Genomic DNA, 25,970 nt, shown 5'->3' with positions numbered 1-25,970 from the left:
CGGTGTTCGGCAGTGCCAACATGGACCTGGTGGCGTACGTCGCCCAGGCCCCGAAGCCGGGGGAGACCGTCACGGGCCACGCTTTCCGCACGATCCCCGGCGGCAAGGGGGCCAACCAGGCGATCGCCGCGTCCCGGGCGGGGGCCGAGGTGGCCTTCCTCGGGGCGGTGGGAGACGACGCGTTCGGGCCGGGCCTGCGCGCCGCGCTCGCCGAGGCGGGCGTCGAGGTGGCGGGGTTGCGGGTCGTGCCCGGCCCCTCGGGAGTGGCCCACATCGTGGTGCAGGACGGCGGCGACAACTCGATCATCGTGGTGCCGGGCGCGAACGGCGCCGTCACCGGTCCGGCAGGGCAGGACGCGCAAACCATCGCCCGGTCCGACGCGCTGCTGCTGCAACTGGAGCTGCCGATGGACGCCGTGGTCGCCGCCGCCCACGTTCCCCGTGCTACGGCGTCCCGGGCCGAGGTGATCCTGACGCCGGCCCCGGTGGTGCCGCTGCCCGCCGAACTGCTGGAGGCCGTCGACCTCATCGTGCCCAACGAGCACGAGGCGGCGGCCATCACCGGCCGCGACGATCCCCGCGACGCGTTGGAGGCGCTGCTCGGCCTCGTCCCCGAGGCCGTCGTCACCCTGGGGGCCGGGGGCGCCCTGTACGGCTCCCGCGACGGCACCCGCCTGCACGAGGCCGCCGTACCGGTGCGGGCGGTCGACACCACGGCGGCGGGGGACACCTTCGCGGGGGCGCTGGCCGTGGCCAGGACCGAGGGGGCAGCTCCGGCGCGGGCGCTGCGCTTCGCCTCGGCCGCGGCGGCGCTGTCGGTGCGGCGGGAGGGCGCCAGCACCTCGATGCCGCACCGCCACGAGATCGACCGTCTTCTGGGGGAGTTGTGATCGGGCCGCTCGACGGCGTACGCGTCATCGACGCGGCCACGTTGTTCGCCGGGCCGACAGCGGCGATGCTGCTCGGCGACTACGGCGCGGACGTCGTCAAGGTGGAGCACCCGCGCAGGCCCGATCCGTCCCGGGGGCACGGCCCCGAGGGGCTGTGGTGGAAGATGCTCGGCCGCAACAAGCGCACGATGACGCTCGACCTGTCCACCACCGAGGGGCAGGACCTGATGGTCCGGCTCGTGGAGGACGCCGACGTGCTCATCGAGAACTTCCGCCCCGGCACCCTGGAGCGCTGGAACCTGTCCTGGGACCGGCTCAGCGAGGTCAACCCCGGCCTGGTGCTCGCCCGGATCACCGGGTTCGGCCAGTTCGGCCCGTACGCCAGGCGGCCCGGCTTCGGCACCCTCGCCGAGGCGATGAGCGGGTTCGCCGCCATGACGGGCGAGCCCGGCGGGCCGCCCACGCTTCCGCCGTTCGGGCTCGCCGACGGCATCTGCGCGCTGGCCACCGCGTTCGCCGTGATGACGGCCCTGCGGTCGGGACGCGGGCAGGTCGTCGACCTGTCGATCATCGAGCCGATCCTGACCGTGCTCGGTGCCCAGCCGGCCGTCTACGACCGGCTCGGCGTCGTGCCCCCGCGTACGGGCAACCGGTCGGTCAACAACGCGCCGCGCAACACCTACCGGTGCCGCGACGGCTCCTGGGTCGCGGTCTCCACCTCGGCGCAGAGCATCGCCGAACGGGTGATGCGCCTGGTCGGGCGGCCCGACCTGGTGGACGAGCCGTGGTTCGCGACCGGTGCGGGCCGGGTGGCGCACGCCGACGAACTCGACGCGGCCGTGGCGGCATGGGTCGGCGAGCGGACCCGGGAGGAGGTGCTGCGGGCGTTCGAGGAGGCGGAGGCCGCCGTGGCGCCGATCTACGACGTGCGCGACGTGCTGGCCGACCCGCAGCTGCGTGCGCTGGACGCCGTGACCACCGTGGACGATCCCGAGCTGGGCCCGCTGCGGATGCAGAACGTGATGTTCCGGCTGTCGGAGACTCCGGGGCGCATCCGGTGGACCGGCCGTCCGCACGGCGCCGACACCGACGAGATCCTGCACGGTCTCGGCCTGACCGATGCGGAGATCCAGTCCCTGCGGGACAAGGGAGTGGTGTGACATGTCACGCGGTGGGGTGGAATGAGCGGAGATCTTCGGGCAAGGGGCACGGAGGATTCGCGAGGAGTTGACGCCGTGCCTTCTACCGGGCCTTCCACCGGACCGTTTCCCGGGCCTTCCGCCGGACCTTCTTCCGGGCTTTCCGCCGGCACCCTGACGTGGTTGTACGTGCCCGCCGACCGCCCGGACCGGATCGCCAAGGCCCTCGGCGGCGAGGCCGACATGGTCGTCGTCGACCTGGAGGACGCGGTCGCCCCGGAGAACAAGGGCGCCGCCAGGGCCGGGGCCGTCGCCCTGCTGGCCACGCCGCGCCCGCGTGTGGAGATCCGCGTCAACGACGTCCGCACGCCGTACGGCCAGGCCGACCTGCACGCGCTCGGAACGCTGCTGCACGGCAGCGGCGGCCTGCGCATCCCCAAGGTGGAGTCGGCCGACGAGGTCCGCTGGATCGCCGACATGGTGCCGGGCGTGCCGCTGCGCCCGGCCATCGAGTCGGCCCTCGGGCTGGAGCGCGCCTTCGAGATCGCCGCCGCCTCACCGGCCGTCGCCGGGATCGGCCTGGGCGAGGCCGACCTGCGCGCCGACCTCGGCGTGACCGACGAGGCGGGGCTGGCCTGGGCGCGGTCGCGCATCGTGGTCGCGGCCCGGGCGGCGGGGCTGCCGGCCCCGGCGCAGTCCGTGTATCCGAACGTCCGCGACCTCGACGGCCTGGCCGCGTCCTGCGCCGCGGGCCGGGCGATGGGTTTTCGCGGCCGGGCGGCGATCCACCCCGTCCAGCTTCCGGTGATCGCGGCGGCCTACCGCCCGACCGGGCAGGAGATCGCGGCCGCCCTGGAGGTCGTCTCCGCCGCCGGCCGGGGCGCGGTCGCCCTCGCCGACGGCCGCTTCGTCGACGAGGCCGTCGTCCGCCAGGCCCGCCGCCTCCTCAGCGACGCCGGCGACCACTGACGTGCTTCACGCGGTGCGCTGCGCGACGAACACGAACTCGCGCCCCGGCCGATCGGGGGCCTCCCGCACGTCACGCACGCGATAGCCGTTCGCGACCAGGCTCGTCTCCACCTCGTCCCGGTCGCGGAACCGGAGGGTCGAGTCCGACGTGACGACCGCGCCGTCCGACAGGAAGGTGTACGTGTAGCGGAAGGACACCAGCGGCAGGCTCACGTCGGTGACCTCGAAGCGCCGCTCCACGACCCCGGCCTCCGGAAGGTCGAGGACGACCGGGTCGGTGTCCGAAGCCCACTCCTCCCACGCCCGGCGTTCGGGACGCCTGGTCTCGAACACGAGATGGCCCCGCGGGCGAAGCGCGCCGCGGACGCCCCGGAGAGCTCGCGTCCAGTCGTCGTCGGAGAGGAACACCTGGGCCACGTTGCCCGTCATCACGGCGAGGTCGGCGCCGAACGCCGGCGCCGCGGTGGCGTCCCCGTGGACCCAGGTGACTTCGCCGGCCGGATCCTTCGCCCTCGCGACCCGCAGTGACGCCTCGGCGGGATCGACGCCCATGACCGTGCGTCCGCTGCCGGCGAGCAGAACCGCCAGGCATCCCGTTCCGCAGCCGATGTCGGCCACCCGGTCCGCGCCCAGCTCGTCGGCGATGCCGAGATAGGCGCCGAGGTCGTCGCGGTCACCGTCGAAGGCGTCGTAGACGGCGGCCAGCCGGGGATGGGCGAAGATCGCATCAGGCACGCGGCGACCCTATCCCCGGCTGTCAGCCTGCGTCACCGCCGCGGGCCACCTCCGGTGCCCGCGCCGGCGTCGTGACGCACTCGGCCGCCTGCGCGGGCGGCCTCGAAAAGTCATGTCAGACCCGTCGGCGGAGCCGCACCGACCCAGCGGTGGTAGGCGTCCACGTCGACGTTGCTGCCGCACACGATGGTGACCACGTGCCGACCGGCGAAGCGGTCGCGGTCTTCGAGGATCGCCGCGATGCCGAGCGCGGCCGACGGTTCGACGACGAGGCCGGCGTGGTGGAGGAGCATCCGCATACCGGCGATGATCGATGCCTCCTGGACCAGGACGGCGTCGTCGGCGACCAGGAGCAGGTCGTCCAGGACAGCCGGGATGGGACGCCGGCCGGCGACGCCGTCAGCGATGGTGTCGGTCGAGTCGGTGGTGACGACGCGCCGTTGGCGCCACGAGTACGTCATCGCCGGTGCGCCCAGCGGCTGGACGCAGATCACCTCGACCTCGGGCGCGCAGGCCTTCACCACATGACCCACACCGGTGGCCAGCGCCCCGCCGCCGAGAGCGATCAGGACGGCGTCGAACGAGTGCACGCTGTCCACCAGCTCCAGACCGATGGTCGCCGCCCCTTCGCAGGTCTCGATGTCCAGACTGTCTTCGACCAGCCGGATGCCGTCGTACCGCGCGACGGCCGCCGCCCGCTCGCGAGCCATGTCGAAGTCGCCGTCCACCAGCTCCAATACGGCGTCCAACGCGCGGATGCGATCAAGCTTGGCCGCAGGCGCGAAGCGGGACGCCACGACGGTGACGTCGAGCCCCCGGCCGCGTCCGGACCAGGCGAGGGCTTGGCCGAGATTGCCCGCGCTGGCGCACACCACGGCTCGCCGGCCATCGGCGGCGAGCATGCTCGCGACCACCTCGGTGCCGCGGGCCTTGAAGCTGCGGACCGGGTTCGCCGTTTCGAGCTTGATGCTGACCGTGCACCCGAGGGCGGGCTCCAGTGCCTCGCAGCGATACAGGGGAGTGTCGAGGAAAATCGGGTCGATCACCCGGCGGGCCGCCCGGATCCGAGCGGTGTCGAGGCGCGTCTCCTGCACGAGACGGCAGCGTAACGCCGCCGATGCTGTTCCGGCGACGGCGACCGGTGCCCGCACCGGGAGGCGAGCTCGGCGCCGGCGGAGCGGGAACGCCGTGCCGAGCCGAGGAACCGGGCCGGCGCCCCCTGGCCGCTTGGGCCGGAGGGCATCGGCCCAGGCATGCGGGACGGGCGGTGTGTCAGGTTCGGCATGGCCTGGCACCCCCGTCACGCCGCCGACGGCGCCCACCACTGGCTCCGCGACGGCGCCCACCACTGGCTCCGCGACGGCGCCCACCACTGGCTCCGCGACGGCGCCCACCACTGGCTCTGCGACGCCGTCCGCCGGACTCTTCCCACGCCCGGGAGCCCGACCGCCTGACACGGCCGAGCCTCGTCGCCCCGGCCGCGCCCGCCTTCATCCGTGGACGGCGGCGCCGTTGTCCCCGCAGTCCCGCGCGGCGCTGGCGAGCAGCATGTCCAGGGCGGCGGGGTAGGCGCTGTCGTTCATGTCGGCGACCAGCAGGGGCGCGACCGCCGCGATGTTGGGGTGGGTGCCGGGGGACAGGCGGGCGTAGGTCGCCTGCCACATCTCCTCGTCCGCCGTGCGCGTCTCCTCCGGCAGCGCGAGGGACGCCGCGTCCAGCGCGGCGAAGGCCAGCGTCATGTCGATGAAGGCGTGGTAGACGCGTACGGCCTCCCGGTCGGGGAACCCGGCGCCTCGAAGCAGCCCGAGGATCGCCTCGTCGGCCGCGATCTCGTGGGACTTGCCGCTGATGCGGCTGGCGGTCAGCACCGCGGCCTGGGGGTGTTCGAGGTAGGCGGCGTGGATGCGCAGGCCCAGCTCGCGTAGGTCGGCCTGCCAGTCGCCGGTGACGTGCCAGCCGGTCATGGCCCGGCCGATGAGCAGGTCGCCGATGGCCAGCGTCAGGTCGTCGATGCCGGCGAAGTAGCGGTAAAGCGTGCTCGGGTCGGCGCCCAGGGCGAGGCCGAGCCGCCGCACGGTCAGTCCGGCGGAGCCGTGCTCGCGCAGCATGCGCAGCGCGGTCCGCACGATCAGGTCCTCCGAGAGAACCACCCCGTTCTTCGTCGGGCGGCGCCGCCGGCGCGCCGACTCCGAGACCACCGGCTTGGGCATCGTGCTCTCCTCTCCGGCGCCCACCTTATGCCAACACCATTGACGTTTCGTACGGCGGTGACGTTGGATTTGATGCACCAAAGGAGTCTTTGTCCTGAAAAGGGAGTTTTTGTCATGCGTGTTCTGCTCGTCGGCGCCGGTGGGGTGGGCACGGCGATCACCCGGATCGCCGCCCGCCGGTCCTTCCTCGATCACATGGTCGTCGCCGACTACGACCTGGCCCGCGCGGAGGCGGCGGTCGCCGCGCTGGGGGAGGCGAGCGCACGCTTCAGCGCCCGGAGGGTGGACGCGGGCGACGAGGCCGTGGTGGCGGCGCTGCTGGCCGAGCACCGCTGCGACGTCCTGCTGAACGCCACCGACCCGCGGTTCGTGATGCCGCTGTTCCGGGCGGCGTTGTCGGCCGGCGCGCACTACCTGGACATGGCGATGTCGCTGTCGAGGCCGCATCCGGAGCGCCCGCACGAGATGTGCGGGGTCAAGCTGGGGGACGCCCAGTTCGCACTGGCCGCCGAGTGGGAGAAGGCGGGCAGGCTCGCGCTCGTCGGCATGGGGGTGGAGCCGGGGCTGTCGGACGTCTTCGCCCGGTACGCCGCCGACGAGCTCTTCGACCACATCGAGGAGATCGGCATCCGCGACGGCGCCGACCTCACCGTGGAGGGGTACGACTTCGCGCCGTCGTTCAACATCTGGACCACCATCGAGGAGTGTCTCAACCCGCCGGTCGTGTACGAGGCCGGCCGGGGCTGGTTCACCACCCCGCCGTTCAGCGAGCCGGAGGTGTTCGACTTCCCCGAGGGCATCGGCCCGGTGGAGTGCGTCAACGTCGAGCACGAGGAGGTCCTGCTCGTGCCCCGCTGGGTCGGCGCCGAGCGGGTGACCTTCAAGTACGGGCTGGGCCGGGAGTTCATCGAGACGCTGCGGACACTGCATCTGCTGGGGCTGGACCGCACCGAGCCCGTTCAGGCCGTCGCCCAGGGCGGCACCGCCGTCAAGGTGTCCCCGCGCGACGTGGTCGCGGCGTGCCTGCCCGACCCGGCGACCCTCGGCGATCGCATGCACGGCAAGACGTGCGCGGGCACCTGGGTCAAGGGCACCAAGGACGGCGGCCCGCGTGAGGTCTACCTCTACCACGTGGTCGACAACCAGTGGTCCATGCGCGAGTACGGCTCCCAGGCGGTGGTGTGGCAGACCGCCGTCAACCCGGTCGTGGCACTCGAACTGATGGCCACCGGCGTCTGGTCCGGCTCCGGCGTCCTGGGCCCGGAGGCCCTGCCGTCCCGGCCGTTCCTCGATTTGCTCAGCGCGTACGGCAGCCCCTGGGGCATCCGGGAGCAGTGACCGTACGGGGACGTGGGCGCCGTGTTCGCGTCCCTGTCCTCACCGCCCCCGCCCCGCGGGTGGCTCCGGAGGCGGTCCCGAAGGCGGCCCCGGGGGAGCCGCCCCGCGCCGGCGCACGACGGCGAGGACGACGGTCAGGACGAGCCCGGCCAGGAAACAGGCCGCCCCGGTCCAGAACCACTGCCCGGGCCGATACCACTCCGCCGGAAGCTCCGCCCCGTCGGGGGTGAAGATGACGAACAACGGCTTCGGCTCCACCCACGCCACAAGAGCGAGCGCCCAGAAGACCGCCGCGGCCAGGAAGAAGACGACGGGGATCACGTACCACAAGGGCCCTCGACCGGAGGACGGGGCGCTGGGCCGTAGCCGTTCCATTCCAGGTCACCTCAAGGCATGTTCGCCGACTGACCGCCGGATTCCGCCCGATGCTGTCAACGGTCTGTCACACTACGTGACGTGCTGCTGGCGTACGTGGATGAGAGCCACACCCGCGACCGCTACTCCATGGTTGCACTGCTGGTCCCGGACGACCAGACGATTTCCCCGACGGATCAGGTGACTACGGGCCCGATCCCCAGGAGGAGGCCTCCAAGGGACGATGCCGCGTGAGAGCGAGCACCGCTTGGGCGGACGAGTCGTTCCAGGAGCACAATACGACGGGTTTTTACATTATCGCTGCTGTGATAATTCCCGCTTCCGCACAAGAGTCGGCCCGTGCGCAGATGCTGCAGGCGCAGGCCCGGCACGCCCCGGCCAAGCTGCACTGGGTCGCCCGCGATGACAAAGAGCGATTGGAACTGGCCTCCACGGTGGCCGAGATCGACGGCTTGCATGTCGTTGCGGTCGGGTCCCCGGTCCATCAGCGCAGACAAGAGCGCGCCCGCGCCTACTGCCTTCGCCAACTGGTGCTCGAGCTGCACGGGTTCGGAGTCGAGCAGCTGTTCATGGAGGCCCGGCAGCCAACGCTCAACACCAGAGACATCACCACTGTGCAGCACGCCCGATACACACTGCCCAAGGGCACCCGCTTCCGCATCGATCATCTGCCCGGCGCGGACGAGGCCCTGCTGTGGGTCGCCGACATCGTGGCCGGCGCCGTCCGCGCCGAGAAGCTGGGCGACCCTCGCTACCGTGAGATTCTCGGCGACAAGGTGATCGACTTTCCCGTGAGGGTGCTCTGATCTGAACCCTGCGACGCGCCAGGCCAGGCTCCCGGTCATGCCCCAGGTCACCTGGCCTCACGGCTTCCAAGAACCCGCGGTTCCCGGCGTCACCGACAGACTACCTCCAGTGACTACGTCACCGGAAGTGCAGCGACTCAGCCGGAACCTCGGCCGCTACAGATCAAGCGCGCGGTCGTATGGCTTCCGCCGCCCAGGAGTCGTAAGCATAGGTGACGCAGGCAACGCGCCCAGTTTCGGCTTCAGTGCACGGCGGCGACAACGAGGCAGATCAGGGTGAACACAATGAAAGCAAGAGCTTTCGCAACGATCGCATTATCGGCGGCTGCGGTTCTCCGGCTGCGGTAGTCACAGGTCGTGGCCAAAGCAGCAGGAGTGAAAGAGAGGAGTGACCTTGCCTTCGTCATGGCGCAGGGGGTGGTGAGCTGTGCCAGGGGAGGCACGGGTGGGTGGCGTTGTGCGTCATCTCGGAAGTCGGCAGTGCCTCGTTCACTGTCAGGTGCTTTTTGTTCGGCCGTGCCGGTGTTGCGGACCCTCTGTTTTCCCTCCTCAGTGGGTTTTGCGACGCGATGAGCGTGGTGGGCCGATCGGAACAAACCAAGGTGAGGGCTCTTGGCGCCCCGGCTGAAGAAGCTCGAGCCGGACGTGTCCATAGGCGAGCCGGACGCGCCAGCGGAGTCGCGACCTGGCGCGGTGGCACACGGCGAGGACGCCGGCGGTTGCGGCAGCTTGCCGATCTCGGCAGTGAGTTCTTCCCCGAGGTTGCTTTGCGGCAGCACGCGAACACACAGGTCGCGTATGGCCGATGAGCGCCTCGCGGCATTCTTGTAGAAGCTCAGGGTGACGATTTCGCCAGCGATGTCGCTGCGCACATCGTTGAGAGCCGAAACATCCAGTAGATGCCGGATCACCCGTTCGGCATTGTGTGGACGCTCGGCGAGCAGGACCAGGCTCACGGCAGTGTGACAAGCGACTGGATCTAACACCAGGAGCCGGGCCAACGGATCGTCTTGTGCCTGCAGCAAGGCGGTCATCGTTTGCAAGATGCGATCAACACCATCGCTGCCCGCTGTGAGCCAGGTTCGCGTAGGGATATGGGAACGGACCCCGCCGTCGGCCTGGTCTCGGCGTGCAAGCCATGCGCCGAGGTATCCCGGCATTCGAGTCTGGCCATCGTAGCCGGTTGGCCATCGCCACCAGTTCGCCTGGTGATGTCGATGGCGCGTCACAGCATCCAGGAGCCGCTTGTAAGCAGCGGCCGGTCCTTCGCCCGGCGATCTGTCGCGTTGTGTGGGCAGGCTGGCGATTTCCATCGGCGTGCCAAACCGCCAGAGCGCAGGCACGCCCAACCGTGGCACCCTAGGAAATATTCCGTTTAGGAGAAGGGTCTCGACGCTGCTGAACAGTAACCGGCGGTCAAGCCCCTCCGCTCCCAGCCGATCCCTCACCATCCAGGCGGCATGGTCAGTTCGGTCATGAGGAAAACGCGCTTCAGCCGCGCTCCGCCGGAGATCTCGCCGCCCCGGGGCGAGCAGGAACGACGAAGACAGTTCGCCGTGTGCACATCGCCCATGTCCCAGGCTTGGACAAGCGACGCGGCAGGAACCTGCGAGCCGCCATCCAGGTAAAGGGGCTACCCAGGCAGGGGGGAGACACCCGGGCAACGAATCCGCCTTATAGCAGGCGTCGACGTAGGGGGAGCCTAAGCGGACATGGTCGACTGTGCCGCCACCGATGTCAACAATCAGAACGCGGCCTGGCGCCGGTTCCGGCGAAGGTAAGGGTGGTGCTGGGCAGGGTGCACCGGACCAGCACAATGCTCCAGGCGACGGGTGTGCTCGATTGACCGTACGCCGGCAATCGGCGCAGCGGGCACGTGCACGATGACTCGCCCCATCGATATTCCGTTCCGCAAACGCAAGCGTCAACGGCAGAGGTGGAGAAAGTCGCCAGCATGGGGGAAGCTTGGGGCGGCCCTCGGCACCGCCTGAAAAGCCGCCTTTTCCGCCGTGATTCGCTGCCGACGGCACGAATTGCCTCAGTTGCCCGCCGGATGGCACGCTCGACAGTCCGAGGCCGAATCGCCCAAGCTCAAATGCCGTGCAAGCGACGCGGAACCGATGACCTGCGGGACAGGGGAGGAGTTCAGGGCGCCCCAGCGAAAATTTGAGGAGCGTGGACCTACCGCACGCGAACTCTCCGACAAGCCCGATACCGAATGATTCGTCGGCGCCAGGTCCAGGTGAACCCGAATTATCGAGGAATCGGAGTGATGGAGCGCATGCACGCCATTTGCTGCCTGGCGGATCCTGGCGGATCGTGCCATCGTCGACCCGCGTCGGTGTCGCACTCGGGGTACCGGAGCCGATAGTCAGAGATTTGGGTTGGGGAACGCTGGCGGCGGCACACTCCATCGCTTGGCTCACCCGCGTCAAGGAGGTCCACAGGCCGCTGATCCATGTATTGCGCTCGAGGTCGTCGTCCAGGTCGGGACGCATGCTCATCTGAACGACCCGCAGCAAGGCGTCATCGACATCTTCTGGGACCGCCTCCCGGACCTCTTGCAGCTCCAACAGGCGGTCGACTGCGACGGGATCGGTCTGAGCGCGAATGTGCCGGGCGATCGGGCTACCGAGTGATGAAGCATCCAACAACTCGTCGAACTCGTCATCGAGGAGGGATTCGGTTTCGCCGCTGTCGGTGAGATCGTCACGCCGAGCGGAATCAGAATCGATGGATCGCTGGATCGACATTTCTATTCCACCACACCCTCTGAGGAGTCGCACTGCGGGCCGTCTCCTTCCCTGCCAAGCCCGCTCCGATATCGCCTTAACCGTCCCTCTGCCGCACGCTCACTCAGGCCGTACGCTGCGGCTGCCTCTTTTTGAGAATAGCCCATAGCGCGTCGCACGAGAACCCCACGGACAGTATCATCTGGCGCCTGCGCCATTAAGCGGCTTATTTGGTCCTGGATGACTGCGTCACCCTCCGGCTCTCGAAGCCGGGAGGTCGGCCAGTGCGCTTCGTATTCGCCAGCTTCTTCCGGTATGAGGCCGTAGTGGTCGGTGGCTTCATTAAGTGATCGGCTTCGCCACCACTGATGAAAGACTTTTGCAAATCCACACAAACACGAGCCGATGTAGTACTCGGCGAGAGTGGAACCGCGGTCGGGATTCCACTTGCCCGCCATCAGCGCGCGCCGAAACACCTCCAGTCCTTCTAGGAGCACATCAGCGCACAACTGATCGAGGTCGTCGCGCATGGCCTCGTAGTCGCCGGTATGCCGATAGACAGGCCGACGGTAACGCTGGGCATGCTTGAAGATCTTCCCCGTTCGCAACCAGCTTTCCATGATCGGCTGGCCGTACTCCAGCTGTCTGGTCGTCAGCTTCTTCCACCGCTCGCCCTCGAAACCGTCCGCACGGAGGATCTCCACGAGCCGCCGCTCGGCGGCAAGTCGCTTGCGTCGCATCTCCGGACTGTCACGGGGCGTGCCCGGAGCATGCTCCCTCTCGATCTCATAGAGATCGTCGAGTGACAGCTCGACCGGCTCGCTGTCAACGGCGTCCACGTGGTCGTCGCCCGCCTCAGAGCTGTCGCCTTGTGGTCCATCGCCGTCTTCATGGCTCCCATCCGCCGTCTCCACCCCGCCCTTGGACTCGCCTGCGAGGCATTGGCCGGCATCCAAGGGGTCCTTGGCCGATCCAGGTGCCGCACGTGCCAGGGGATCCCTGCTGGGCGGAGATGTGTGCGACACCATGAGCGCCTCCTCGCGGGGGGACGGGATGGGTGCGGCTCGCCATCGAGCCGCACATAAAGGTGTAAGCCGGGAACAGCGGGCACCCCCCGCCATCAGTTCAAGATTTTCTGCCAGTGGACGGGGCGTGTGCGGATCTTCTCCGGACGGCCTGGAGCCGAGCCGCGTCACCTCCGCTGCCGACCTCCCAGAGGCCCTCACTCAGGTGGGGATCAACGGCCGGTTATATGCGGTCGGCGGCGGTCACCCCCCGGTACCTGCAGGACACATTTTTGTGGCCCGTGCAGGTGGGGGGTGATCGCGGAGAGCCGCTTAGACCTTCAACAACGGCGTGGCCACGCCCCTCAACGTTGATCACTCGAAGGTAGGTCCGACATCGTGCAGTCCCCTCTGATCTCCTCTCAGGCGCTCGTCGCTTTCACCTGCGCCGCACTCATCGCGGCGGTCACGATCGGCCTATGCCTGAGCGACGGGATGTCATGGCCGCGGTCGCTCATGGCCGGCCTAGGCGCCGGCGGAGCCGCTCTGGTGGGCATCACGCAGCTCACCTCGTGACGGTGGCTCCCCGCGTCGGTGTGCGACGGGATAGCCGTCGCCGGCGTCGCTGACGCTAAAGGGCCGGACCAGGAGAGGAGCCGGTCGCCATACCGGGCACCTGCGCGTAGCCGGCGGGCCTGCTGGTGAAGGCGCCCCTGCCCTGGGTCCGGCCGCGCAGCCGGGTCGCGTACCCGAACAGCTCGGCCAGCGGCACGGTCGCGGTGACCACGACGGTGCCCGCCCGCGCCGCCGATCCGGTCACCCGGCCGCGCCTGGCCGCGAGGTCGCCCAGCACGCCTCCGACGGCGTCGTCGGGCACGGTCACCGTGACCTCGGCCAGCGGTTCCAGCAGGGCCATCTCACCGGCACGAAGCGCCTCCCGCAGCGCGAGCCGCCCGGCCGTGCGGAACGCCATCTCCGAGGAGTCCTTCGGATGGGTCGCGCCGTCGGTCAGCGTCACCCGCAGGCCGGTCACCGGATGACCTCCGAGCGGGCCCTCGGCGAGGGCGTCCCGGCAGCCGGCCTCCACCGCTGCGACGTACTCGCGGGGCACCCGGCCGCCGGTGACCGTCGACCGGAACACGAAGCCGGCATCGCGGCCGGCACAGGGGCCGGCACAGGGGTCGGCACAGCGGCCGGCATCGTGCGCCATCGGCTCCACGTCGAGCACGACATGGGCGAACTGCCCGGCGCCGCCGTCCTGCTTGACATGCCGGTACAGCAGCCCGGACACGCCGCGGACGACCGTCTCCCGGTAGGCGACCCGGGGCCGCCCGACGGCGACGTCGAGCCCGTGAGCGCGGCGGAGCCTCTCCACGGAGACCTCCAGGTGCAGTTCGCCCATCCCCGACAGCACCGTCTGACCCGTCTCCGGGTCGGTGCGGACCGACAGCGAGGGGTCCTCGTCGGTCAACCGGGCCAGCGCGGTCGCGAGCCGCTCGGCGTCGGCGGTCCCACGTGGCTCGAGGGCCACGGAGACCACCGGCGCGGCCGCGAGGGGCGGCTCCAGGACCAGCGGCGCGGCGGGAGCGCAGAGGGTGGTTCCCGCTCGGGCCGCCTTGACCCCGGCCACCGCGACGATGTCCCCGGCCGTGGCGGAGTCCGTCTCGGCATGCCGGTCGGCGTGCACCCGCAGGATGCGGCCGATCCGTTCGGTGCGCCGGGCGGCGGCGTTCAACACGAGGTCTCCTCTCCGAAGCGTCCCCGAATACACGCGCAGGTAGGTCAGCCGCCCGGTGGGGGCGGCGTGCACCTTGAAGACCAGCGCGGCGAACGGCGCCGCCGGGTCGGCCGGCCGCTCCACCTGTTCCCCCTGCCAGTCGCCGCGTACGGGCGGCACGTCCGGCGGCGCGGGCAGGTAGGCCAGGACGGCGTCCAGGAGCGGTTCGACGCCCCGGTCGCGGTAGGCCGATCCGCACAGCACCACCACGGCCCCACCGCTCAGGGTCAGGTCGCGCAGGGCGGCGGTGAGAGTCGGCGCCGAGATCTCCGGCCGGGAGCAGAACTCCTCCAGCGCCCCCGGATGGAGCTCGGCCACCGTCTCCTCGAGCAGGCGGCGCCGCCGGTGGGCCTCGTCCCGGAGGGCTTCGGGCACCGGTCCCTCCGTGACCGTGTCACGGCCGGCGTCCCACACCAGCGACCGCATCCGCGGCAGGTCCACCACGCCGGCGAACCCGTCCTCCCGCCCGATGGGGAGCTGGACGACCAGCGGGGTGACGCGCAGCCGCTCGCGGATCGACTCGACCGCCGTGTCGAGGTCGGCCCCGGCGCGGTCCATCTTGTTGACGAACGCGATGCGCGGCACGCCGTACCGGTCGGCCTGCCGCCACACGGACTCGCTCTGCGGCTCCACACCGGCGACGGCGTCGAACACCGCGATCGCGCCGTCGAGCACCCGCAGCGACCGCTCCACCTCGTCGGTGAAGTCCACGTGACCCGGGGTGTCGATCAGGTTGATCCGGTGGTCGTTCCACAGGCAGCTCACGGCCGCGGCGAAGATGGTGATGCCGCGGTCGCGCTCCAGGGGGTCGAAATCGGTGACGGTGGTCCCCTCGTGCACCTCACCGCGCCTGTGGGTGGCACCGGTGAGGTAGAGGATCCGTTCGGTGACGGTGGTCTTGCCCGCGTCGACGTGGGCGAGGATGCCCAGATTGCGGATGCCGGTCGGCGGGACGAGGTGATTGCGGTTCCAGTTGGCGCGCATGGCCATGTCTTTCGGTGTCCTCCGGGAAGGTTCCTGCGATGGCGGCGCGATTGCCTGACGAGACGAACCGGCCGGATCCCGGCCGGAACGACCCCCTGAGACGGGCGACACGGCGGCCCGCCGGGCACGCCGGCGGGCGAGCGGGTCACGTGGAAGCGGGCGCGGTGATCCGCGCGCGGTCCCGGGCCCCTGCCAGGGGTGTGAGATTCGTCAGGAACGTCCGGTGCCGGCCGCGCGGCCCGCACCGGGAAGCGACGTGGACACCAGGATCACCTCGTGCCGTGACCGGAGGACGACGACCGCGATGCGCTGGGGCATGGCAGGCTCTCCTCTCTCGGCCGAGGCGCGCGCCGGAGCGTGGCCGCGCGCGTGATCACCGGTGAGTGTACGGAAACCGTCCCGGGCCGGAAACGGATTTTTCATTCGTCCCGCACCATGACGGATGGGGATACGACGATCCGCACGATCACGAGGGAAGATCTGACGAACACTTTTCCGGGATCCGTGAGGAGAACGCATGCAGGTCCACGACCTGTCCGGGGGCGGCGACGTCCTCACCCGCATCGAGGGGGTCGCCCGCCGTGCCCTCCGGCACTACGACGTCTCCTCCGAGGCCGCGGTGACGCTGCTCAACGTCTCGGAGAACGCGACCTTCACGGTCGACGACGGTGGGCGTACGGCGATCCTGCGGGTCCACCGGCTCGGCTACCACGCGCCGGAGGCCATCGCCAGCGAACTCGCCTGGCTGGAGGCGTTGCGCGAGGAAGAGGGCATCGTCACACCGCGCGTGCTGCCGGCGCGGGACGGGTCACGCGTCGTCACCGTGCGGGAGCCGGGCTCCGAGCCCCGCCACTGCGTGATGTTCGAGTTCCTTCCCGGCGCCGAACCGGCCGAGGACCGGCTGGTGGAGGAGTTCGAACGGCTGGGGGCGCTGACCGCCCGCATGCACCGCCACGCCCGCGCCTGGGCGAGACCGGCGTCCTTCACCCGCTTCCACTGGGACCTCGACGCCGCCTTCGGCCCGCGGGCACGCTGGGGCAGGTGGCAGGACGGCGTCGGCGTCGACAGGGAGGCCCGCGACGTGCTCGCCCGGCTGGAGACGGAGCTGCGCCGCAGGCTGGAGCGGTTCGGCAAGGGCCCGGGCAGGTACGGGCTCATCCACGCCGACCTGCGCCTGGCCAACCTCCTGGTGGACGGTGAGGCCGCGATCAGCGTCATCGACTTCGACGACTGCGGCCTCGGCTGGTACCTCTACGACCTCGGCGCCGCCGTCAGCTTCATCGAGCACCGGCCCGAGGTGCCGCACATGGCGGAGTCGTGGGTGCGCGGCTACCGGTCCGTGCTCGACCTGCCGAAGGAGGACGAGGCCGAGATCTGGACGTTCATCATGTTCCGCCGCCTGCTCCTCGTCGCGTGGATCGGCTCCCATCCGGCCGCCGGCATCGCGAGGGAACTCGGCGCCGGGTACACGCGGGGCAGTTGCGAGCTGGCCGAGCGCTACCTGGGCGGATGGCTCTGAGGACCGGCGTTCGTCACCATGCGGGACGTGACGAGGAGGACGGCGAGGTGTCCCGTGACGTGGACCGGGGCAGTACGGACGGCGGCAGTGGGGACGACCGCAGTACGGGCGCCGTCAGTGCGGCGGCGCACACCGCCCATGAGCGGGGCAGGATCGCGCGCTTCGCGGAGGTGACGGGATGACGGCGCCCGCGGGCCCCTGGGCGGTGCGGGTGGCGAGCGCGCCCGTCAACTTCGGCGTCTACCGCGCCGGCGGCACCCCGCCTGAAGCGGACGGGATGCTCGCGACGATGCGCGACGCAGGCTACGACGGCACGGACTCCGGGCCGATCGGCTACCTGGGGACGGCCCGGACCCTTCCACCGCGGCTCGCGGCGCACGGTCTCGGGCTCGCGGGCGGCTGGGTGGACCTCCGCTACGGCGACCCGGACGGCTTCGGCGAGGACCTGATCGCGCTCGACGCCGCCCTCGATGTGTTCGCCGCCGCCCGAGACGCCGCCCGAGACGCCGCCCGAGACGCCGCCCGAAGCGCCGGGTCCGGCGGCTCGGGCCGCGAACCGGACCGGCGGGCGGCCGGGGTGGCGTGGGCGGCGGATCCGCGGTTCGCGCCGCGGCCGACGCTCGGTTGTCCGGACCGGCCCGAGCGGTTCGCCCGCCCCGGCATGCCGGCCGACCACCGGCTCTCCCTGCCCGTCGGCGACTGGCCGGCGTACGCACGGAGGATCGGGCAGGCGGCGGCCCGCTGTCGCGACCGCGGGCTGGAGCCCGTCTTCCACCACCATCTCGGCACCGACGTGGAGACTCCGGAGGAGATCGAGCGGCTGCTCGACCTGACCGACGTCTCGCTGTGCCTGGACACCGGGCATCTGTGGCTGGCCGGGGGCGACCCGGTGGCGGCGCTCCGCGCCTGGTCCTCGCGCATCCGCCAGGTGCACGTCAAGGACGCCTCCCGGGACGTGCTCGCCCGGATCCGTGGACGCGGCGGCGATCTGTGGGAGCTGGTCGCGGCGGGCGGCTTCCCCCCTCTCGGGCAGGGCGACCTGGACCTGCCCGCCGTACTGGCCGGGCTGCGGCGGGCGGGCTACGAGGGGTGGATCGTAATCGAGCAGGACATTCCGGCCTTCCGCGCCTCGGACGCCGAGGCGCTCGGGCGGGCCGTCGCCGACCAGCGGGCCAACCGCGCCGCCCTCGGCGAGGCCCTCGGCGCCGCGGGCCTGGCCTGACGGGTCGGATTTGTCGTCCGCCGCTGCTATAGATTGCGTCAACTTCCGATCTTCAAAGAAACGGATCGCCCGATGGCGTCAGTGATGTTCCGCGATGAGACCGCGACAGGCCGCGCCCTGGCCGAGTTCTCCCTTCCGGATCTGCCCGACCGGATCACGGCCCGTGAGCTGGTACGTCTGCGCGTCCGCGAGGAGGTGGCGCGCTACAACGCCTCTCCCGCCCCGCACTTCCGTGGTCTGGTCACGCCGACGGACGCCGAGGCGGAGCTGAACGGCTACCGGATGCGCACCGCCCGCACGCTCGACTGGGAGAGGCAGGCCGACGTCGCGGAGGCCGCCTTCGCCCGCAACGGCTTCCTGCTGCTCGTCGGCGACCGGCAGATCGAAACCCTCGACACGGAGATCGACCTGACCACCGATCCGGTGGTGTCGTTCGTCAAGCTCGTTCCGCTGGTCGGAGGCTGACGGTGGACGCGTGGGGCTACCCGAGCCGGGCCGACACGGCCGGACGGGAGACCTCCGACGACCATGGACACCGCGATCACCGACACCGCGATCACCAGGCAGATCCGGTCATGAACATTCACGGCACGCCCCTGTCCCCGCAGGCGCGGTTCCTGCACGACCTGATGACGGGAGCCGCGAGGCCTGCCCGGTGGGAGCGGCTCCTGGAGGACCTGATGACGGGCGTCACCACGCTTGCCGCACAGGGGATGGACGCCTCACGGTGCAGCGCGTACGAGCTGGGAGCGCTGCTCCTCACGGCCTGTCGCGTCGACATGGAGCCCGGCGTCGCTTATTTGGCACGATGGGAGGTCGAAAGGGAGATGAGGGAGCGTCAGCCGCTGTTCACGCCGGAGGCGTGCGCCGGTCTGTTCGACGCCATGGCCGGGCGACAGGGGGACATCCGGGTCGCGGTGGGCGCGCTGGTCCGGTGCCCCGCGGGCGCGCCGCTCGACCGGCTGGCCGATCCGGCCCGCATCATGGTGCAGCGCCTGCTCCGAAAGGATCGGCTCGATGAGCCCTTCCCGCTGCTGGCGGCCGCCGGGCTCGCCGGGCTGGACGCCGAGGTGGCCGAGCGGCTCACCGCCGGGCGTGGGCCGCTGGCCGTGGCCGAGGTGGAGCTGCTGCTCGGCTGGGATCCCACGCGGCGGGCGCTGTTCGCCGAGTTCGTGCGGGAGACCTCCGAGACAACGCCCTCATACTCGGCCCCGCCGCCGCTGCCCGACGCCCGGGAGCGGCTGAGCGTCCTTGCCGGTTACGCCGCCTTCGCCCGCACCACCGTGGAGGCGGCCGCCGCCCGCGTCGACGCGATCCACGCCGGGGAGCTGCCCTACCGCGCGGAGAAGGCGTTCGGCATGGAGGAGAAGCAGACGATCGGCCGCGCCGTACGGATCGCGCTCCTGCGGGACGAGCCGTGGCTGCCCGGGCCACTGGAACGGCTGGTGCGCGGCGTCGCGGTCGCGCCCACCAAGGCCAAGACCCTGCCGTCGCAGGGCGTGCTGTTCGAGATCGCCCGCGCGGCCGAGGAACATCCCACCCCGGAGGCGGTCACGGCCCTGCGCGTCGCCAGGAACCTGACCCGGCACGCCGGGGTGCCCAAGCAGCTCGACCGCATGCTCAAGCGCATCGAACCCGCGCTGGCCGACCGGGTGGAGGTCGCCTTCCGGCTGCCCGGGCTGCCCGGCGGGCGCGTACGCGAGACGCTGGGCGAGCACACCGCGGTCATCTCGATCGAGGGCGAGGCCGAGCTGTCGTGGTGGCAGGGCGACAGGAAGCTCAAGTCGGTCCCGGCCGCGGTCAGGCGGGAGCATCCCGAGGAGGTCAAGCGGCTGCGCGAGCTGGCGAAGCAGGTCCGCCTGCAGCAGACGACCCTGGTCAGGGCGTTGGAGGCCGGGTTCGCCCACCAGGTCGCGCCGCCCTACCGGCAGCTCGAGGGGCACCCGATCGCGGACCGGCTGATCTGGGAGTTCGAGGTGTCACCCGGGGTGTGGCGCAGCGAGCTCGGGCTGACCGTGCCGGACGTCCCCGTGCGGCTGTGGCATCCGGCCCGCGCCACGCCGGACGAGGTGCGGGCCTGGCGCGAGATCGTGCAGGACAAGGAGCTGCGCCAGCCGTTCAAGCAGGCCTTCCGCGAGGTGTACCTGCTGACGCCCGCCGAGGAGGAGACCGCGACCTACTCCAACCGGTTCGCCGGGCACGTGGTCGGCTACCACAAGCTGTACGCGCTGCTCAAGCAGCGTGGGTGGCGGGCCCCCTATCTGGGGCCGTGGGACGGCGGCGTCGACGGGGAGGCCAGGCGCGTGCTGGGCGGGGGCGGCTGGCGGGCGACGTTCCTCCACGACTACCTCTGGGACGAGGACGGATACGCGGCCACCGGCCAGGTTCGCTTCGAGCGGGCGGCCGACGACGGATGGCGCGAGGCGCCGCTGACGGAGGTGCCCCCGCTGGTGTTCAGCGAGGCGATGCGCGATGTGGACCTTTTCGTCGCGGTCGCGTCGATCGGGGCCGAACCCGAGTGGTTCGACCGCGGGGCGGACCGGCTGCGGGACTACTGGCGGTCCTACGGCTTCGGCGATCTGTCCGAGACGGCCGAGGTGCGTCGCGACGCGCTCGCCCGGCTGTTGCCGCGGCTGGCGATCGCCGATCGGTGCGCGCTGACCGATCGTTTCCTGGTGGTGCGGGGTGACCTGCGTACGTACAAGATCCATCTGGGGTCGGGCAACATCTTGATGGAGCCCAACGACGCCTATTTGTGCATCGTGCCGAAGAGGTCGGGCGACCGGGTGTTCCTGCCGTTCGAGGAGGACGGCGGCATGCTGTCGGTCATCGTGTCCAAGGCGTTCCTGCTCGCCGCCGACACCGCGATCACCGATCCGACGATCACCCGTCAGATCCGGCCGTGACTCACTGCGCCCGCAGCAGCTTCCGCAGGAAGGCCCGCAGGCCGGACCTCGGGTGCCGGCCGCCGTCGTCCTCCGCGACAGGCGGCGCGGGTTCGCCGGCGCCTTCGACCACGGGGGGCGGCGTCGGGACGAAGCCGGTGTTGAGCTCGTAGCGCACGGGCAGGGAGCGCAACGCGCGGATGAAGGGGGAGGCACGCCAGGCGAGCTCGTCGTGGGGAACCGCCGGCTGCAGCGTCGAGAACCGGTCGAGCAGCCGGCGCACGGCGATCGTCGCCATCTGGCCGGCCAGCCGCTGGCTCGGGCACCGGTGCGGGCCGGCGCCCCACGCCAGGTGGGCGCGGGTGCTGCGGACGGTGTCCCGGAGCGCGGAGGCGAATCGCGGGTCGGCGTGCGCGCCCGCGATGGACAGCATCACCGGGTCGCCTGCCGCGATCGTGAAGCGGCCGAGCTGCACGTCCGTCCTGGCGTAACGGAAGGTCAGGTTGGCCAGCGCCGGGTTGCCCAAGGCGACGCGGTTGACCGTCTCCTCGATCGCACCGATCGACACGGTCTCCCGCAGCCGGGGATTGGTGATCACCTCGAGGATGACGTTGCAGATCAGGCTGCCGGTGAAGTCGAGGAAACCGGACAGCATGAACAGCTCGCGGGCCAGTTCCTCATCGGTGAGGTCCGGTTTGGCCTCGATCATGTACGACGGCAGGTCGTCGCCGCGCCGCTGCCGTTTGACCGTCGCCAGTTCCAGCAGAGTGGCGAAGAGCCGCTGGTACGCCCCAGCGGAGTCGGGGCCGTCCAGCAGGCGCCACTGGTCCATCACCATGTCCTCGCCCCGCTCGAGGGTGACGCCGAGCAGGTGGTTGGCGACGAGCAACGGGAACGGCCGCCCGTACTGGGCGGCCAGATCCGTCCGGCCGGTCGGCCCGCCCTCCGCCATGACCCCGATGAGGTCGTCGCAGTGTCTCAGCATGGCGCGTTCCAGCCGCTGCGCCTGCTCGCCGCCCGGTTCCTGGAACGGGCGGAGCCCCTCGTTCCAGGCGCCGCGCAGACCCCGGTGCCTGTCGCCGTCGTGGAAACCCGAGTTGTCGGCGCCCAGGAGGGCGAGCAGCGGCCAGTCGGCGGGCACCCGTCCCTCCGTGTACGCCCGCCAGTTGTCCACGCGCTTGCTCCAGACGTCGCGGACATTCTGCATGACGTGCAGCACCTCGTCGTAGCCGCACACGAACCAGACCGGCACGCCGAGAAGTTCGACCGGGGCCACCGGGCCGTACATGGCGCGCAGGCGCTCGTGGACGAGCGCGGGATCGGCCTCGTAGTCGGCGGTGAGCAGAGGTTCCAGCGGTAGCGAGATGAGACCTTCCAGGGCCGACGCGGACCGTCTGTCGGAGATCATGGGCGTGCGCCTGCCTTTCGGGTCGCCGAGCCGTTCCTCAGGCGATGCGAACCTCGTGTATGGGCGGCGATCTTAGAGTGTCCGCCCGCAAATGTCAGCGCCCGGCTCCACGCGTGCTGCCGGGGCGGGGGCGGAGTGCCGACGTAGTGTGGCGGCATGACGCTGGAGCTCGACGGCAGGATCGTGAAGATCACGAATCCGGACCGCGTGGTCTTCCCGCGGACCGGGCACACGAAGCTCGACCTGATCTTCTACTACCGGGTGGTCGCCGAGGGGGCGGTGCGCGGCGTGGCCGACCGGCCGGTGATACTCAAGCGCTTCGTTCACGGCGTCGACCGGGAGGCGTTCTTCCAGAAGCGCGCGCCCGCCAAGCGCCCCGAATGGGTGGAGGTAGTCGAGCTGAGCTATCCCTCCGGCCGTACGGCGGAGGAGGTGGTGATCCGGGATCTCGCCCATCTGCTGTGGACGGTGAACCTCGGCTGCGTCGACCTCAACCCTCATCCCGTGCGGGCCCACGACCTCGACCATCCGGACGAGCTGCGGATCGACCTCGATCCCGTGCCAGGTGTCGGCTGGGAGCAGATCGTCAGGGTCGCCCTGGTATCCAGGGACGTGCTGGAGGAGCACGGCCTGACCGCCTGGCCCAAGACGTCGGGTTCGCGTGGGTTCCACGTCTACGCCCGCATCGAGCCGCGCTGGACCTTCCGCGAGGTGCGGCGGGCCGCCGAGGCGGTGGCCAGGGAGATCGAGCGCCGGGAGCCGGACGTCGCCACCAGCCGGTGGTGGAAGGAGGAGCGGCAGGGCGTCTTCGTGGACTACAACCAGAACGCCCGCGACCACACCGTCGCCTCCGCCTACTCCGTACGGCCGACCGGTCTCGTCTCGGCGCCCCTGGCCTGGGACGAGGTGCCCGGGTGCCGGCCGGAGGACTTCACCCTCGCGTCGATGCCCGACCGGTACGCCGAAGTGGGCGACCCGTGGGCCGGGATGGACGAGCGGGCGGGCTCCCTGGACGCCCTGCTGGAGCTGGCCGAGGCGCAGGGGCCACGGCCGGGCGCACCGGCGGCGGCGCCGAAGCGGGGGCGGCGTCAGTCCGTCATGCCGCTCATCGAGATCGCCAGGGCGGCCACGCGGGACGAGGCGATGGCCGGGCTCGAACGGTGGAAGGCCCGCCACCCCGAGGTGGCCCGCCTCCTGCACCCGGCCGACGTCCTGGTCGACTCCATGCGGGGGCGCAGCTCGACCTGGACCAGGATCAGGGTCAACCTCCGGCACGTCCCCGAGCCCGACCGGCCCGGCCAGGAACCGCTCGAGGCCGACTACGACCCCTGGGGCTAGAGATCAACCCGGGCCGTAGACCTCCCACAGCTCCCCGAGGAAGAACCGGCAGAAGCGGGCCACGGCCGCCGCGCCGTCAGGCCCGGCCGTACGGAACGTCGTGAGCATCCGCACGAGGTCGGCCGGCAGGATGCGCAGCGTCCCCGCGGCGACCACGACGGCGTCCTCGTCCCCGTCCTCCTCGACGTGCCCCTCCAGCAGGCGGGCGTGCAGGGTGGAGGTGTCCAGCCACAAACGTGTCGGCGCGCCCGGCTGGATCTCCTTGCGCCCGGCCAGGGTGCGGGGGCGGCCGTCGGCGTCCCAGAAGTGCAGGCGGTAGCACATGCGCCGCTGCCCGGCCGTCTCGCCGGGAACGAACAGGTTGAACGACCCCCGGGCGATCGGCCGCCTGCCCCCGCACGCGTCGGCCTCGACCCAGCCCTCGGCCCTGGCCTCGTGCTCGGGCTCGGTCAGGAAACGGTCGACGTCGTCGATGGTGATCGTGAGGCGGAAGGCGATCGGGAACCCTCCGGCCGTGCCCTCGGCGGCCGGAGGCCGGGCCCGGCCGGGCACGAACGCGCCGTGCATCAGGAGCCCCCGCATCTCCTCCACGAACCACAGTGAGGTCCGGCCATCGAACACGCTCGGCTCGTCCACCGGCCCGGCCGCGGGGGAACGGTCGCCGGTCGCGAGAGGACGGTCGCCGGGGGCGGCCGCCTGCTCCGGACCCGCCGGCGATCCCGCCGTCTCCGCCGTCCGCGGTGCGGCGGCGGCCCGCGTCACCGTCGTCCCCACCGGCAGAGCCTGCGCCCCCGCCTCTACGGACGACGCGGTGGACGGCACGGCGGACGACTCCACGGCTCCGATCCCCGCGCTCGTGACCCCTGTGCTCATGACCTCCGTGCTCATGACCCCTGTGTTCCTGACCTCCGTGCTCCAGACCTCCGCGCCGTCGGCCTTCGCGCTCTCGACCCCTACCAGGGGCGAGGCGACGGACGCCCGGCTCTCCAGGATCCGGGTGCTCATGCGGTCGGCGAGCGCGGCGATCGTCAGCGACGGGTTCGCGCCGACCGGCCCCGGCAGGGCCGCGCCGTCCGCGACGTACAGCCCGGGGAAGCCGAAGACCTCGCCGTACGCGTCGCACACCCCCTCGCCCGGATGGCGGCCCATCGGCGCGCCGCCCAGCGGATGCACGGTCATGATCCGCCTGCGCCACCACGGCGGGCTGTCGGCGTACTTCGCGCCGAGCACGTCGCCGATCCTGCGCATGATCGCGCGCAGCCGTTCGTAGTAGTCCTCGCTGCTCTCGGCCGTCCAGTCGACGTCGAGGCGGCCGTCGCGCAGGCGCAGCCGCCCGTCGGGGACGTCCCGGCCCATGCCGAGCAGCGGCAGCGAGGTGCCCGACAGCTCGCCCCGGCCGATCAGGTCGGCCATCTCCGCCGACAGGTTGGTGTCGTGGGTGACGACGTTGCGCAGCCGCCGCAGCAGGAACCGCGTGATCCGGCCGGGTCCCATGTCCGCGCCCTCGATCAGATAGTCGAGGAACTCGGGATAGCCGCCGTCCTCGATGTAGGCGCCGCGCCCGTCCGCGCCGTCGTCGAGCCGGATCGCGCTGGTGATGACCGGTCCGCGGCTCGCCCGGATGGGCCGTGTCCTGCTCCGGTCGGTGGCCCGCAGCAGGAACGCCAGCATGTCCCCGTTGCCGCACAAGCGCGTGCCGAGCGTCCCGCTCAGGCCGGGGAAGGCCGCCCGGTTCTTCAGCAGCAGGTACGACGTGCCGTACGTGCCGGCGGCCAGGACGAGCCGGTCGCAGCTGATCGTGTGCGGCCCGGTCGCCCGCGGCCGCGCGTCGCCGTCCTCGTCGGCACGCGGGATGTGCTCGACGTACTCCACGTCGTAGCCGCCGCCCAGGCGCGGCCTGATCCGCCGGACCTCGTGCAGCGTGCGCAGGTCCGCGCCATGGTGGCGGGCGGCCGACAGATAGGTGTGGTCGAGGCTGTTCTTGGCGCCGTCGTTGCAGCCGATGTCGCACTCGCCGCACAACCGGCACGTACGGCGCGGCACCCCGTGCAGATTGCCGTACGCCGCATCGGCGAGCGGCGCCCCCTGGCAGGGCTGCGCCCCGGGCGACGGCGCGAAACTGACGGCGAGCGGCGGCAGCCGCCAGTCGAGCCCCAGCTCGGCCGCCGCGTCCCGCATGGCCGCCGTCTTCAGCGTGTCGTCGAAGCCGGGCCGGTTCAGCGGATACGGCGAGACGCCGATCATGCGCTCGACCGCGTCGTAGTGCGGATCGAGGTCGGCCCTGGTCACCGGCCACGACTCGTAGCCGCCGCCGGGCAGTGCCTGCTCGTGGACGAACCAGTCCTCGTCCTTGCGCAGCATCACGTTGGCGTAGATGAGCGAGCCGCCGCCGAGGCCGCTGGCGACCACCGAGTCGCAGTCGGAGAAGCTCCAGATGTCGAACATCCCGTACAGGCCCTCGGCCGGGTCCCAGAAGGCCCGGCCGAGCTGCGCCGGGCCGCGCGGGAACTGCCCCGGCGCGTACGCCCTGCCCCGCTCCAGGACGACCACCGACAGCCCCGCCTCGGCGAGGCGGTAGGCGGCGACCGAGCCGCCGAAGCCCGAACCGACCACGACCGCGTCGACGTGTTCCATGAGTG

The 25,970-nt window shown here is 71.3% G+C and carries 22 protein-coding genes; 13 read left to right on the top strand and 9 right to left on the bottom strand.

Going from position 1 to position 25,970, the window contains the following annotated elements; all coding sequences use genetic code 11:
* Window positions 1-20: 20 nt before the first annotated feature.
* The 3 genes from ACQPZZ_RS26110 (at window position 21) to ACQPZZ_RS26100 (ending at window position 2,998) form a co-directional block, all read left to right on the top strand.
* Window positions 21-890, top strand: coding sequence for a ribokinase (locus ACQPZZ_RS26110; protein ID WP_432934549.1), 870 nt, complete (start codon window positions 21-23; stop codon window positions 888-890).
* A complete protein-coding gene (locus ACQPZZ_RS26105; RefSeq protein ID WP_432923192.1) occupies window positions 887-2,050 on the top strand; it encodes a CaiB/BaiF CoA transferase family protein in 1,164 nt (387 codons plus the stop codon). The genes ACQPZZ_RS26110 and ACQPZZ_RS26105 overlap by 4 nt, the downstream gene beginning before the upstream one ends.
* 168 nt (window positions 2,051-2,218) lie before the next feature.
* Window positions 2,219-2,998, top strand: coding sequence for an HpcH/HpaI aldolase/citrate lyase family protein (locus ACQPZZ_RS26100; RefSeq protein WP_432934547.1), 780 nt, complete (start codon window positions 2,219-2,221; stop codon window positions 2,996-2,998).
* Between the two features lie 6 nt (window positions 2,999-3,004).
* On the opposite strand, the gene ACQPZZ_RS26095 is transcribed toward ACQPZZ_RS26100, so the two are convergent.
* Both ACQPZZ_RS26095 and ACQPZZ_RS26090 read right to left on the bottom strand, forming a co-directional pair.
* Window positions 3,005-3,733: a class I SAM-dependent methyltransferase gene (locus tag ACQPZZ_RS26095; protein WP_432923189.1), complete on the bottom strand. Its 729-nt coding sequence runs from the start codon at window positions 3,731-3,733 to the stop codon at window positions 3,005-3,007.
* A 110-nt stretch (window positions 3,734-3,843) separates the two neighbouring features.
* The gene (locus ACQPZZ_RS26090; protein ID WP_432923186.1) at window positions 3,844-4,827 is read right to left on the bottom strand and encodes a threonine ammonia-lyase; all 984 of its coding nucleotides are present in this window, start codon (window positions 4,825-4,827) and stop codon (window positions 3,844-3,846) included.
* A 189-nt stretch (window positions 4,828-5,016) separates the two neighbouring features.
* Here ACQPZZ_RS26090 and ACQPZZ_RS26085 point away from each other — a divergent pair, with 189 nt between their 5' ends.
* On the top strand, window positions 5,017-5,187 hold the full coding sequence (locus ACQPZZ_RS26085; RefSeq protein ID WP_432923183.1) for a hypothetical protein: 171 nt from the start codon (window positions 5,017-5,019) through the stop codon (window positions 5,185-5,187).
* A gap of 36 nt (window positions 5,188-5,223) precedes the next feature.
* Here the strand turns inward: ACQPZZ_RS26085 and ACQPZZ_RS26080 are convergent, their stop codons facing one another.
* On the bottom strand, window positions 5,224-5,943 hold the full coding sequence (locus ACQPZZ_RS26080; protein ID WP_432923180.1) for a TetR/AcrR family transcriptional regulator: 720 nt from the start codon (window positions 5,941-5,943) through the stop codon (window positions 5,224-5,226).
* 114 nt (window positions 5,944-6,057) lie between these two features.
* Here ACQPZZ_RS26080 and ACQPZZ_RS26075 point away from each other — a divergent pair, with 114 nt between their 5' ends.
* Window positions 6,058-7,281, top strand: a complete 1,224-nt coding sequence (locus tag ACQPZZ_RS26075; RefSeq protein ID WP_432923177.1) for a saccharopine dehydrogenase family protein — start codon at window positions 6,058-6,060, stop codon at window positions 7,279-7,281.
* Between the two features lie 39 nt (window positions 7,282-7,320).
* Here the strand turns inward: ACQPZZ_RS26075 and ACQPZZ_RS26070 are convergent, their stop codons facing one another.
* Window positions 7,321-7,656, bottom strand: coding sequence for a hypothetical protein (locus tag ACQPZZ_RS26070; RefSeq protein ID WP_432923174.1), 336 nt, complete (start codon window positions 7,654-7,656; stop codon window positions 7,321-7,323).
* A 347-nt stretch (window positions 7,657-8,003) separates the two neighbouring features.
* Between ACQPZZ_RS26070 and ACQPZZ_RS26065 the strand changes: the two genes are divergently transcribed.
* Window positions 8,004-8,462, top strand: a complete 459-nt coding sequence (locus tag ACQPZZ_RS26065) for a hypothetical protein (protein WP_432923171.1) — start codon at window positions 8,004-8,006, stop codon at window positions 8,460-8,462.
* 242 nt (window positions 8,463-8,704) lie between these two features.
* Here ACQPZZ_RS26065 and ACQPZZ_RS26060 read toward each other — a convergent pair whose 3' ends face one another.
* Window positions 8,705-9,811, bottom strand: a complete 1,107-nt coding sequence (locus tag ACQPZZ_RS26060) for a hypothetical protein (RefSeq protein ID WP_432923168.1) — start codon at window positions 9,809-9,811, stop codon at window positions 8,705-8,707.
* Between the two features lie 1,406 nt (window positions 9,812-11,217).
* The gene (locus ACQPZZ_RS26055) at window positions 11,218-12,222 is read right to left on the bottom strand and encodes a helix-turn-helix domain-containing protein (RefSeq protein ID WP_432923165.1); all 1,005 of its coding nucleotides are present in this window, start codon (window positions 12,220-12,222) and stop codon (window positions 11,218-11,220) included.
* A 375-nt stretch (window positions 12,223-12,597) separates the two neighbouring features.
* On the opposite strand from ACQPZZ_RS26055, the gene ACQPZZ_RS26050 reads away from it, so the two are divergent.
* Window positions 12,598-12,774, top strand: coding sequence for a hypothetical protein (locus ACQPZZ_RS26050; RefSeq protein WP_432923162.1), 177 nt, complete (start codon window positions 12,598-12,600; stop codon window positions 12,772-12,774).
* 55 nt (window positions 12,775-12,829) lie between these two features.
* Here the strand turns inward: ACQPZZ_RS26050 and fusA are convergent, their stop codons facing one another.
* Window positions 12,830-14,959: an elongation factor G gene (gene fusA / locus ACQPZZ_RS26045; protein WP_432934545.1), complete on the bottom strand. Its 2,130-nt coding sequence runs from the start codon at window positions 14,957-14,959 to the stop codon at window positions 12,830-12,832.
* A 517-nt stretch (window positions 14,960-15,476) separates the two neighbouring features.
* Here fusA and ACQPZZ_RS26040 point away from each other — a divergent pair.
* The 5 genes from ACQPZZ_RS26040 to ACQPZZ_RS26020 all read left to right on the top strand — a co-directional run bounded on the left by ACQPZZ_RS26040 (window position 15,477) and on the right by ACQPZZ_RS26020 (window position 20,606).
* Window positions 15,477-16,478: a phosphotransferase enzyme family protein gene (locus tag ACQPZZ_RS26040; protein WP_432923159.1), complete on the top strand. Its 1,002-nt coding sequence runs from the start codon at window positions 15,477-15,479 to the stop codon at window positions 16,476-16,478.
* A complete protein-coding gene (locus tag ACQPZZ_RS26035; protein WP_432923156.1) occupies window positions 16,469-16,660 on the top strand; it encodes a hypothetical protein in 192 nt (63 codons plus the stop codon). Before ACQPZZ_RS26040 ends, ACQPZZ_RS26035 begins: the two co-directional genes overlap by 10 nt.
* Window positions 16,657-17,700, top strand: a complete 1,044-nt coding sequence (locus ACQPZZ_RS26030; RefSeq protein WP_432923153.1) for a sugar phosphate isomerase/epimerase family protein — start codon at window positions 16,657-16,659, stop codon at window positions 17,698-17,700. The genes ACQPZZ_RS26035 and ACQPZZ_RS26030 overlap by 4 nt, the downstream gene beginning before the upstream one ends.
* Window positions 17,701-17,772: 72 nt before the next feature.
* Complete coding sequence (locus tag ACQPZZ_RS26025; RefSeq protein ID WP_432923150.1) at window positions 17,773-18,165, top strand: hypothetical protein; 393 nt, start codon at window positions 17,773-17,775, stop codon at window positions 18,163-18,165.
* Window positions 18,166-18,275: 110 nt separating this feature from the next.
* On the top strand, window positions 18,276-20,606 hold the full coding sequence (locus tag ACQPZZ_RS26020) for a DUF4132 domain-containing protein (protein WP_432923147.1): 2,331 nt from the start codon (window positions 18,276-18,278) through the stop codon (window positions 20,604-20,606).
* A 1-nt stretch (window position 20,607) separates the two neighbouring features.
* Here ACQPZZ_RS26020 and ACQPZZ_RS26015 read toward each other — a convergent pair whose 3' ends face one another.
* Window positions 20,608-21,993 carry a cytochrome P450 gene (locus ACQPZZ_RS26015; RefSeq protein WP_432923144.1) on the bottom strand — a complete coding sequence of 462 codons (1,386 nt, stop codon included), beginning with the start codon at window positions 21,991-21,993 and terminating at the stop codon, window positions 20,608-20,610.
* A 156-nt stretch (window positions 21,994-22,149) separates the two neighbouring features.
* Between ACQPZZ_RS26015 and ligD the strand changes: the two genes are divergently transcribed.
* Window positions 22,150-23,331: a non-homologous end-joining DNA ligase gene (ligD, locus tag ACQPZZ_RS26010; RefSeq protein ID WP_432923141.1), complete on the top strand. Its 1,182-nt coding sequence runs from the start codon at window positions 22,150-22,152 to the stop codon at window positions 23,329-23,331.
* A gap of 3 nt (window positions 23,332-23,334) precedes the next feature.
* Here ligD and ACQPZZ_RS26005 read toward each other — a convergent pair whose 3' ends face one another.
* Window positions 23,335-25,965, bottom strand: a complete 2,631-nt coding sequence (locus tag ACQPZZ_RS26005) for a GMC oxidoreductase (RefSeq protein WP_432923138.1) — start codon at window positions 25,963-25,965, stop codon at window positions 23,335-23,337.
* Between the last annotated feature and the right edge of the window lie 5 nt (window positions 25,966-25,970).

It is taken from the genome of Microbispora sp. CA-135349, from assembly GCF_050947365.1.
GTDB lineage: Bacteria > Actinomycetota > Actinomycetes > Streptosporangiales > Streptosporangiaceae > Microbispora.
Note: the sequence above shows the minus strand (reverse complement) of the source record. Positions and strands in the feature narration are given on the sequence as shown.

What these genes read in the sequence shown, in the direction of transcription:
- ACQPZZ_RS26110 (WP_432934549.1), top strand. Translation starts at nt 21, where the DNA reads ATGGACCTGGTGGCGTACGTCGCCCAGGCCCCGAAGCCGGGGGAGACC.
- ACQPZZ_RS26085 (WP_432923183.1), top strand. Translation starts at nt 5,017, where the DNA reads ATGGCCTGGCACCCCCGTCACGCCGCCGACGGCGCCCACCACTGGCTC.
- ACQPZZ_RS26080 (WP_432923180.1), bottom strand. Translation starts at nt 5,943, where the DNA reads ATGCCCAAGCCGGTGGTCTCGGAGTCGGCGCGCCGGCGGCGCCGCCCG.
- ACQPZZ_RS26075 (WP_432923177.1), top strand. Translation starts at nt 6,058, where the DNA reads ATGCGTGTTCTGCTCGTCGGCGCCGGTGGGGTGGGCACGGCGATCACC.
- ACQPZZ_RS26070 (WP_432923174.1), bottom strand. Translation starts at nt 7,656, where the DNA reads ATGGAACGGCTACGGCCCAGCGCCCCGTCCTCCGGTCGAGGGCCCTTG.
- ACQPZZ_RS26065 (WP_432923171.1), top strand. Translation starts at nt 8,004, where the DNA reads ATGCTGCAGGCGCAGGCCCGGCACGCCCCGGCCAAGCTGCACTGGGTC.
- ACQPZZ_RS26055 (WP_432923165.1), bottom strand. Translation starts at nt 12,222, where the DNA reads ATGGTGTCGCACACATCTCCGCCCAGCAGGGATCCCCTGGCACGTGCG.
- fusA (WP_432934545.1), bottom strand. Translation starts at nt 14,959, where the DNA reads ATGCGCGCCAACTGGAACCGCAATCACCTCGTCCCGCCGACCGGCATC.
- ACQPZZ_RS26040 (WP_432923159.1), top strand. Translation starts at nt 15,477, where the DNA reads ATGCAGGTCCACGACCTGTCCGGGGGCGGCGACGTCCTCACCCGCATC.
- ACQPZZ_RS26035 (WP_432923156.1), top strand. Translation starts at nt 16,469, where the DNA reads ATGGCTCTGAGGACCGGCGTTCGTCACCATGCGGGACGTGACGAGGAG.
- ACQPZZ_RS26030 (WP_432923153.1), top strand. Translation starts at nt 16,657, where the DNA reads ATGACGGCGCCCGCGGGCCCCTGGGCGGTGCGGGTGGCGAGCGCGCCC.
- ACQPZZ_RS26025 (WP_432923150.1), top strand. Translation starts at nt 17,773, where the DNA reads ATGGCGTCAGTGATGTTCCGCGATGAGACCGCGACAGGCCGCGCCCTG.
- ACQPZZ_RS26020 (WP_432923147.1), top strand. Translation starts at nt 18,276, where the DNA reads ATGAACATTCACGGCACGCCCCTGTCCCCGCAGGCGCGGTTCCTGCAC.
- ACQPZZ_RS26015 (WP_432923144.1), bottom strand. Translation starts at nt 21,993, where the DNA reads ATGATCTCCGACAGACGGTCCGCGTCGGCCCTGGAAGGTCTCATCTCG.
- ligD (WP_432923141.1), top strand. Translation starts at nt 22,150, where the DNA reads ATGACGCTGGAGCTCGACGGCAGGATCGTGAAGATCACGAATCCGGAC.
- ACQPZZ_RS26005 (WP_432923138.1), bottom strand. Translation starts at nt 25,965, where the DNA reads ATGGAACACGTCGACGCGGTCGTGGTCGGTTCGGGCTTCGGCGGCTCG.